This window comes from Sphingopyxis sp. SCN 67-31 (assembly GCF_001725095.1).
Genome location: NZ_MEFH01000226.1, coordinates 1 through 6,788, shown reverse-complemented (window position 1 = coordinate 6,788; position 6,788 = coordinate 1). Strand labels below are relative to the sequence as shown.

At 65.1% G+C, this 6,788-nt stretch carries 8 protein-coding genes; all 8 read left to right on the top strand.

What is annotated here, in order from left to right; all coding sequences use genetic code 11:
- Window positions 1–361: translation elongation factor Ts (gene tsf, locus ABS88_RS24755; protein WP_286750897.1), on the top strand; the 361-nt coding region annotated here is incomplete at its 5' end.
- Between the two features lie 115 nt (window positions 362–476).
- Window positions 477–1,199, top strand: a complete 723-nt coding sequence (gene pyrH, locus ABS88_RS24750) for a UMP kinase (protein WP_062768759.1) — start codon at window positions 477–479, stop codon at window positions 1,197–1,199.
- Window positions 1,200–1,222: 23 nt separating this feature from the next.
- On the top strand, window positions 1,223–1,777 hold the full coding sequence (gene frr, locus ABS88_RS24745) for a ribosome recycling factor (protein ID WP_003040152.1): 555 nt from the start codon (window positions 1,223–1,225) through the stop codon (window positions 1,775–1,777).
- 122 nt (window positions 1,778–1,899) lie between these two features.
- A complete protein-coding gene (gene uppS, locus ABS88_RS24740) occupies window positions 1,900–2,586 on the top strand; it encodes a polyprenyl diphosphate synthase (protein WP_003040149.1) in 687 nt (228 codons plus the stop codon).
- 3 nt (window positions 2,587–2,589) lie between these two features.
- Window positions 2,590–3,267, top strand: coding sequence for a phosphatidate cytidylyltransferase (locus ABS88_RS24735; RefSeq protein WP_286750896.1), 678 nt, complete (start codon window positions 2,590–2,592; stop codon window positions 3,265–3,267).
- A gap of 1 nt (window position 3,268) precedes the next feature.
- The gene (gene dxr, locus ABS88_RS24730) at window positions 3,269–4,387 is read left to right on the top strand and encodes a 1-deoxy-D-xylulose-5-phosphate reductoisomerase (protein ID WP_286750895.1); all 1,119 of its coding nucleotides are present in this window, start codon (window positions 3,269–3,271) and stop codon (window positions 4,385–4,387) included.
- On the top strand, window positions 4,380–5,513 hold the full coding sequence (gene rseP / locus ABS88_RS24725; RefSeq protein WP_003040139.1) for an RIP metalloprotease RseP: 1,134 nt from the start codon (window positions 4,380–4,382) through the stop codon (window positions 5,511–5,513). The genes dxr and rseP overlap by 8 nt, the downstream gene beginning before the upstream one ends.
- Window positions 5,514–5,586: 73 nt before the next feature.
- On the top strand, window positions 5,587–6,788 hold a 1,202-nt coding region (gene bamA, locus ABS88_RS24720; protein ID WP_286750894.1), incomplete at its 3' end, for an outer membrane protein assembly factor BamA.

Genomic DNA, 6,788 nt, shown 5'->3' with positions numbered 1-6,788 from the left:
TGCGATGCATGTCGCCGCCGCCAACCCGCTCGCGCTGAACGGCGACGATCTCGACGCCGATCTCGTCGCGCGTGAACGGGCGATCGCGGAAGAAAAGGCGGCCCAGTCGGGCAAGCCGGCCGAGATCGTCGCGAAGATGGTCGATGGTTCGATCGCCAAGTTCCGCAAGGAAAATGCGCTGCTGTCGCAGCTCTTCGTGATGGACGGCAAGACGCCGGTCGCCGAAGTCGTCGCCGCTGCGGGCAAGGACGTCGGCGCGACGATCACGCTGACCGGCTTCATCCGCTTCCAGCTCGGCGAAGGCATCGAGAAGGAAGAGAGCGACTTCGCCGCCGAAGTCGCCGCCGCCGCGGGCGTCTAAAAGAAGAACCGGATTGCTGCGCCTGGGGCGCCGCAGTCCGCTTGGCAATGGCGCGCACTCTCTCTAGGGTGCGCGCCATTCGCATATTACGAGTTTGCAAGAGGTTCCCCCCGACATGGCATTGCCCGGCATGAAACGCATCCTGCTCAAATTGTCGGGCGAGGCGCTGATGGGGCCGACGCCCTTCGGGATCGATCCCGAAACGGTCGCGAGCATGGCGGCCGAGGTCAAGGAAGCGAAGGATCGCGGCCTCGAAATCTGCCTCGTCATCGGCGGCGGCAATATCTTTCGCGGCATGGCGGGGGCGGCGAAGGGCATGGACCGCGCGCAGGCCGACTATATGGGCATGCTGGCGACGGTGATGAACGCGCTTGCCATGCAGAATGCGCTCGAGCAGCTCGGCGTCCAGACCCGCGTCCAGTCGGCGATCGAGATGGACAAGGTGTGCGAACCGGTGATCCGCCGCCGCGCCGAACGCCACCTCGAAAAGGGCCGCGTCGTCATCTTTGCCGCGGGCGTCGGTGCGCCCTATTTCACGACCGACAGCGGCGCGGCGCTGCGCGCGGCGGAAATGAAATGCGATGCGCTGCTGAAAGGCACCAGCGTCGATGGCGTCTATAACGCCGATCCGAAACAGGATCCGAGCGCGGTGCGCTACGACAGCCTGAGCTATGACCGTGTCCTCGCCGACAATCTGAAGGTGATGGACGCGAGCGCCGTGGCCTTGTGCCGCGACAATAATATTCCGATCGTCGTGTTCAACATTCGCGAAGCCGGAAATCTGGCGCGGGTGCTGGCCGGCGAGGGCGTCGCCACCGTGGTCGGCGGCGCGGCCTGAAACGATCAAGAGAGGAAAGACAGATGGCGAAATATGACAAGGCCGACCTGGAACGCCGCATGCACGGCGCGGTCGAATCGCTGAAGCACGACCTTGCGGGGCTGCGCACCGGCCGCGCCAATTCGGCGCTGCTCGATCCGGTGACGGTCGAGGTCTACGGCAGCCATATGCCGCTCAACCAGGTCGCCTCGGTCAGCGCGCCCGAACCGCGCATGCTGGCGGTGCAGGTGTGGGACAAGTCGAACGTCGGCCCGGTGGACAAGGCGATCCGCTCGGCCGGGCTCGGCCTCAACCCGATCGTCGATGGCCAGCTTCTCCGCCTGCCGATCCCCGAAATGACGCAGGAACGCCGCAAGGAATTGTCGAAGCTTGCCGGTCAATATGCCGAAAAGGCGCGCGTCGCCGCCCGCAATGTCCGCCGCGACGGCATGGACAATCTGAAGCAGGACGAGGCGAAGAAGGAAATCAGCGAGGACGAGCGCAAGCGCGCCGAAACCGAAGTGCAGAAGCTGACCGACGCGACGATCGCCGAAATCGATGCGGCGGCGGCAGCGAAGGAAAAGGAAATTCTGGGCTAGTGCTCCTCCGCGCTACCCTCTCGGCCGTTCGGGCTGAGCCTGTCGAAGCCCCGTCCTTTTCTTGCCCAGCAAAGAACGGCCCGTCGACAAGCTCAGGGCGAACGGAGTCTTAGGCTTTTCCGGTGTCCGAAACGCATCACGGTGCCCGCCATGTCGCCATCATCATGGATGGCAACGGCCGCTGGGCCAAGAAGCGCCACCTGCCGCGCATCGCCGGTCATCGCGCGGGGGTCGAGGCGGTGCGCACGATCGTGCGCGCGGCCGGCGACCTGGGGATCGAGGCGCTGACCCTCTATGCCTTTTCGTCCGAAAACTGGAAGCGGCCCGAGGACGAGGTCAGCGATCTGATGGGCCTGCTCAAGCGCTTCATCGTCAGCGATATCGACGAATTTGCTGCCAATGACGTGCGGCTCAAGATCATCGGCGATTGGCGCGCGCTCGCGCCCGATGTCGTCGCACTGATCGAGGATGCGATCGCGCGCACCGCGCATAACCGGCGCACCACGCTGGCGGTCGCGCTCAATTATGGCGCGCAGGACGAACTGGTGCGGGCGGCAAAGGCCGCCGCGGCGGAAGGCGAGATCAGCGCCGAGACGATCGCGGCGCATCTCGACACCGCCGACATGCCGCCGCTCGACCTGTTGATCCGCACGTCGGGCGAAGTGCGGCTGTCGAATTTCCTGCTGTGGCAGGCGGCTTATGCCGAGCTTTATTTCACCGATCGGCTATGGCCCGATTTCAAACCCGCCGACCTCAAGGCGGCGCTCGATCATTTTGCGGCGCGCGAGCGCCGTTTCGGAGGATTATAAGGCATGGCGGGCGCAGCGAAGTCGGATCTGTTGGTGCGCATCGGGTCGGCGATCATCCTGTTCGCGATCGCCGGCACCGCGCTGTGGTTCGGCGGCATCGCCTTCGGCCTGCTCTTGCTCGTCGGCGGCGCGCTGCTGCTGGTCGAATGGTTCCAGCTCGTCCGCGCGATGGGGCTCGGCAGCGGCGGCAAGGCGGCCTTCTTGGCGCTCGGATTGCTGCTCGTCATCGGGGCGATCGGTGGGCTCTGGTATATCCGGCAGAATCTGGGGATGACGGCGGCGCTGTGGGTGTTCGGCATGGTCTGGGCGACCGACATCGGCGCCTATTTTGCCGGACGCGCCTTTGGCGGCGCGCGGCTCGCGCCGACGATCAGCCCTTCGAAAACCTGGTCGGGGCTCGTCGGCGGCATGATCGCGGCGCTGATTGCCAGCGCGACGATCGGCGACCGCGGCCAGATTATCGGCGTGCCGCTGTGGATCGGCCTGTTCATGGGCCTCCTCGCGCAGCTCGGCGACCTTGGCGAAAGCTGGATGAAACGCCGCGCCGGGGTCAAGGATTCGGGCAAGCTGATTCCGGGGCATGGCGGCATTTTCGACCGCGTCGACGGCCTGCTGCCGGTCGCGCTCATTCTCGGTGCGCTCGCCGTCGCGGGCCAGATCGCGGTCCGGGCGGCCGGCTGACATGCGCCGCCTCTCGGTCTTTGGCGCAACGGGTTCGGTCGGGCAATCGGCCCTCGACCTCGTGCGCCGCGACCGCCATGCATGGCAGATCGTCGTGCTCAGCGCCAACAGCGACGTTGCCGAACTGGCGCGTCTGGCGCGCGAGTTCACCCCCGAAATCGCGGTGATCGGCGATCCCGCGCGCCATGACGAACTCACGGCGGCGCTGGCGGACACGAATGTCGGCGTGGCGGCGGGCGCCGACGCATTGGTCGACGCTGCGCGGCTGCCGGCCGATCTCGTACTCGCCGCGATCGTCGGGACCGCCGGGCTCGCGCCTACGATGGCGGCGATCGAAGCCGGGTGCGACGTGGCGCTCGCGAACAAGGAATCGCTGGTGTCGGCGGGCGAGTTGATGATCGCGGCGGCGCAGCGGTCCGGCGCGACGATCCTGCCGGTAGATTCCGAACATAATGCGATCTTTCAGTGCCTGGCGGGCGGGCGCCTCGATCAGGTGCGACCGGCCGAGGCGATGGCGCGCGTCACCCCGGCGCAGGCGGTCGCGCACCCCAATTGGTCGATGGGCGCCAAGATCAGCGTCGATTCGGCGACGATGATGAACAAGGGCCTCGAACTGATCGAGGCGCATCATCTCTTTCCCGTCGGCCTCGACCGGATCGAAATCCTCGTTCACCCGCAATCGGTGATCCACAGCCTCGTCGAATATGTCGATTGTTCGACGCTGGCGCAGCTCGGATCGCCCGATATGCGCATTCCGATCGCGAGCGCGCTCGCCTGGCCGCAGCGTATGGCAACGCCGTGCGCGCCGCTCGATCTTGCCGCCATCGCGCGGCTCGATTTCGAAGCGCCGGACGAGGAGCGCTTTCCGGCAACGGCGCTCTGCCGCGCCGCGATCGCCGAGGGCGGCGCGCGGCCGGCGCAGCTCAATGCCGCCAACGAGGTGGCGGTCGCCGCTTTCCTTGCGGGGCGGATATCCTTTCCGGCAATCATCGACACGGTAAAGCGCGTCCTCGATGCCGATGCGCCCGCCGTGCCGGGCGCGCTTCAGGACATATTCAGCGTCGACGCGGCATCCCGCGCGGCCGCGCAGCATTTTGTGGACCAACTCGAACATGCTTGAGTCGCCCGGTTTCCTGTTCACCATTCTTGCGTTTCTGGTCGTGCTCGGCCCGCTCGTGTTCGTGCACGAATATGGCCATTACATCGTCGGCCGCTGGTGCGGCGTGAAAGCCGACACCTTTTCGATCGGTTTCGGGCGCAAGATCCTCGGCTGGACCGACAAGCGCGGCACCGAATGGAAGATCGGCTGGCTGCCGCTCGGCGGCTATGTCCAGTTCGCGGGCGACCGCGATGCGGTGAGCCAGCCCGACGCCAACTGGCACAACATGCCCGCCGAAGAACGCTCGCACAGCTTTCCCGCGCAGCCGGTCTGGAAACGCGCTCTCATCGTGCTCGCCGGGCCGGTGACCAACTTCCTGTTCGCCATCGCGATCTTTGCCGCCTTCAACATGGCTTATGGCGTGCCGACGACGCCCCCCGTCGTTGGCGCGGTGGAGCCGGGCAGCGCGGCCGAAGCCGCCGATCTGCGGGTCGGCGACCGGATCGTGGCGATCAACGGCGGCGCGATCGAGAAATTCGACGACATTCCGATGGCGGTGGCCTTCGATCTCGGCAAGCCCGCCGAGCTTGCGATCCAGCGCGGCGGCGAACGCATCGATGTGCTGCTGCGGCCGCGCGTCATCACCGAAACCGATCGCTTCGGCAACAAGGGCGAACGCGCGGTGATCGGCATCCGGTCGGGCGAGATTGCCTTGGAACCTGTCAATCCGCTCGCGGCCGTTCAGGCTGGCGCGGCCCAGACCTGGGGTATCGTGCGGTTGACCGGGGATATATTGGGGCAATTCCTCACCGGGCAGCGGTCGGTCAAGGAAATGGGCGGCCCGCTCAAGATCGCGAAACAATCGGGCGAGATGGCGACGCTGGGGCTTTCCAGCCTGATCTTCTTCGTCGCTTTCGTTTCCATCAATCTGGGGTTCATAAATCTGTTGCCATTGCCCATGCTCGATGGTGGCCATCTGCTTTTCTACGGCTATGAAGCAATTCGGCGGCGGCCGGCACCGCCGCAGGCGCAGGAGTGGGCGTTCAGATTCGGTTTTGCGGTGATCGTGACGTTGATGCTGGTCGTGACTTTCAACGATTTGGGCTCAATTGGCGTTTGGGACAGGATCGCCCGCTTGATTGGATAGCCAGACTAAGGCAGGGAGAGCGCGCACTTGGGCCGGAGCGGGACCTGGGCGCAGGGATACGGATTTTTGCGGGATGAACGGTGTGGCTTCACAGAAATTTTCGGCACGGACGCGACTGACCGCGGTGCTCTTGACCGGGTCGATGCTGGCGTGGCCGGTTGCGGCGCTGGCGCAGGTCGCCCCGCCGCCGGTGACATCGACACTGCCCGTTCCGCCGACCGAGGCGGCACCGACCGCGGCGACGATCAAGACGATCACCGTCGTCGGCAACCAGCGGCTCGAGGCGCAGACGATCCTCTCCTATCTGCGCCTGCGCGTGGGGCAGCCCTATGACCGTTCGGTACTCGACCAGGCACTCAAGGATCTGGCGTCGACCGAATTGTTCAAGGATTATCAGATCAGCGACGACAATGGCGCGCTGACGATCCAGGTGACGGAAAACCCCGTCATCAACCGCGTCATCCTCGAAGGCAACAAGCGGCTGAAGGAAGACAAGATCCGGCCCGAGATCAAGCTTGCGCCGCGGCAGATTTTCACCCGCTCGAAGGTCCGCGCCGATGTCGCGCGCATCATCGAACTCTACAAGCGGCAGGGCCGCTTCGCCGCGACCGTCGATCCCAAGATGGTCCAGCTCGACCAGAACCGCGTCGATGTGGTGTTCGAGATCGACGAAGGGCCGAAGTCGAAGGTCCGCCAGATCAACATCATCGGCAACGAACAGTTCAGCGACGGCGAACTGCGCGGCGAAATGGCGACGAAGCAGGCCAGCCTCGGCAATCTCCTGTCGTCGAACACGACCTACGATCCCGATCGTCTGGCCTATGACCAGCAGAAGCTGCGCCTCTTCTATCTCCAGCACGGCTATGCCGACTTCCGCGTGATTTCGGCGGTGGCGGAGCTGACCAGCAACAAGCAGGACTTCATCATCACCTATGTGGTGGAGGAAGGCGAGCGCTACAAATTCGGCGACATCGACGTGAAGAGCCAGCTGCGCGACTTCAAGCCGGAGACGCTGAAGCGCCTGCTGCCGATGAAGACGGGCGACTGGTACGACGCCAAGCTTGTGGAAGATACGGTGGAAAGCCTGAGCGAAACCGCTGGCCTCTTCGGCTATGCTTTCGCCGACATCAATCCCGAATTCCGCCGCGATCCCGAAACGCGGACGATGGCGATCACTTTCGACGTCGGCGAAAGCCCGCGCACCTATGTCGAGCGCATCGACGTCAACGGCAACACGCTGACGCATGACAAGGTGGTGCGCCGCGAGTTTCGCCT